Here is a 2597-nt window from a genome sequence, read left to right as displayed (position 1 = left end):
CACTCAGATCTCCACATTCAGTTCACCAACAAGCGGTCAAGTTCGGCCAGGTCGTTGCGAGTTAACGTCCCCACAGCCTGTTTCAGTGATAACCGGTTGATCAGATAATCAAAGCGCGCTTGGGCAAAATCCCGGCGCACACTAAAGTACTGCTGATAAGCGTCTAATACGGCAACTTGCGACTCAACGCCGGTCTCAAAGCCCTGTAGACGGGTCTCTAGGCGCACTTGCTCAGCGCGGACTGCTTCACGCAACGCATCAAGCATACGTGCGCTGGCATTAACGCCTAAGAAAGCGGAGCGCACATCGCGTTCGGACTTGCGGCGCTCACGCTCGGCCAATTGGGTCTCGCGATCACGGCGAGCGCCGGCCTCACGAATCAGCGAACTGGGGCGCCCGCCGCCGTATAGCGGCATATTCAGACGCAGCGAAGCTTCAGCGGCATCCAATTCCTGACGCTCCGGCGAGAACAGGGTCTGATCGTCCGATGACCGGCGGATAGTGGCGACAAAGTCCAAAGTGGGCAGCCGATCGGCGCGCTGACGACGCACCTGTAGATCGGCAATTCTCGTGGCCAACTGTCGGGTCTGTAAGGCCAGATTCTGTTCGAGGGCGGCATCGATCCAAGGCTCAACCGCAGCGGGGAATGGCAATGCCGCGCGGAAGTCCCCCTGGAACCCGCTCAAAATCCCAATTTCTTCGCCAACGATCTCTTTGAAGGCGAGTCGGGCATCGTCCAAGGTGTTCTCGGCCTTAATGTAACGGGCCTCGGCGATGGTCATGCGGCTTAAAGAGTCGTTGTACTCGGCCAGATCAGCAATCCCAGCGCGAAAACGGGTGTTGGCTAGCTCAAACTGACCAGTAAAGGCGTCGAGCTCGGACTGAGCCAGCTGCAGTTCATCCGTGGCCAACAGGACATTGAGATAAATCGTGGCCAAACGAACCATCAGTTCTTGTTCACTGACCAAGACCGCCAATTGTGCTTGTTCGACCGCTAACCGTGCCTGATTAACTGCGACAAAAGCGCTGGCACGAAACACAGGCTGGGTGAGATTCAGGCTGGCAAGATTGCTGTTATAACGGGTGCGGCCCAAATCCAAGGTGCCAGAGGCGCGCACATCTTGTTGAATATTGGCAAACTGATAATTGAAATCTAGAGTGGGCAACAAGCCAGCTCGGGCTTGGGGCAAGGCTTCGGCATTAATGCGAAACTCAGCTAAAGCCGCTAGATAGGAGGGATCGCTATCCAAAGCCTTAAGGAAGCTACCCATCAGCGAGAAGCGATCGGTGACGATGGGCATGGGAGAATGATCGCGGTCTTCATAAAAGGCAGCGTCCAGGCGTATTGAGCCGATCACCTGAGCCGGCTCACCCAAGAGTTCTACCTCAGGTGGGGCGCGCAGATTTAAGGCTTCTGCTAAAGCCCTGCCGGGGAGCTGCAAAGGCTCGGTGTCGACTTGTGGCAATGGTCTACCCGCCTCTGGTAGCGCTAAAGCGATGGTATTGGGCTCAAGCACCCGGCGGAACGGGATAACATCCGTGCCCATGGCATCGGCGTAGGCTTCGGTTAAGGTAAGTTCGATGCGCGTAGAACCGAGCTGGGTTTCACCAAAACGAATGCCGGCGACGTATTGACCATCTGGGTTAAAGTCGCGGATGGCACGCTCTGCCTCCTCAACCGAAACTCCGAGCAAATCCAGCATGAACCGGCTGGGAGACGGCAATAAATAAGCATTAATGCGAGCATCTCTAGGACCATCTAACAAAACATCCAAGCCAGTGCTGGTATCAAGATTGAGTTCATCCAAGCGACCTTTGGCGAGGTCGGCGCGCACCGGCGCATCGGGCACGAGGTAAACTGAGAGCCTACTGGTCTCTAGGGTGTCATCTGCGCTGGCAATGGCATCCACCAAATCGATGTGTGGCGCACCGGGAATGACCAAGCGCGCGCGCCCAACATCACTGGTTTCAACGATCACCTCGCCGAGCGCTGACGGGAGATCTGCGGGCAACAGTCTTCGCACCGCCCGCACGCTGTCCCCCGGAAACTCGACAATAAGCGCATCGCGACCATCGTGGTGATAGATCTCGGCGAAGAATTCGGAGGAACCTGAGAATTCCAGTGTGATCAGCGGCCCTTGTTGCAGGACTCGAACTTTTTGCAATGCACCCTTGGGTAGGATTTCCGCAAGACCCACAGAGCCAGTGTCGGCCAAACGCCTCTCGCGGAATGTCAGCTCCCATGACATGCGTTCCACATCGACGATAGACACGGCCTCATCCAATAAGACTAAGGGCCGAGACAGTTCCACGATAAGATAAGTATCGCCGGCGATGTCTTGCACGCGCGCGGCTTCCGCAAACGGCAAATCACGGGTGATACGTGCGGCAATGTCGCGCCACTCGCTAAGCACAGCATTTTCGGTCAGCCAGACATAAAGAGAACGGCCGTCTAGACTCATCCCACTGGATCGGACATCCCCAAGGCGCAAGCTCATGTTGAGCGTGATGATTTCTCCCTCTGTTTTGGTTGCCACCGCCTGCGGCGCAACAGAAGCCGTTTGTGATGAGACTGGGGCTGTGACTGGGGCTGGGGC

Annotated in this window: 1 protein-coding gene; it reads right to left on the bottom strand. The window is 56.5% G+C overall.

The genetic code is table 11. The features are described 5' to 3' along the window. Positions 1–17: 17 nt before the first annotated feature. Positions 18–2498 (bottom strand): TolC family outer membrane protein, encoded by a 2481-nt coding sequence (locus tag CKX93_RS00005; protein ID WP_240076658.1) that lies wholly within the window; start codon positions 2496–2498, stop codon positions 18–20. Positions 2499–2597: the final 99 nt, after the last annotated feature.

Source organism: Ectothiorhodosinus mongolicus (genome assembly GCF_022406875.1).
Classification (GTDB): Bacteria; Pseudomonadota; Gammaproteobacteria; order Ectothiorhodospirales; family Ectothiorhodospiraceae; genus Ectothiorhodospira; species Ectothiorhodospira mongolica.
The sequence above is the reverse complement of the archived record's forward strand: the minus strand, read 5'-3'. Positions and strand labels throughout refer to the sequence as shown.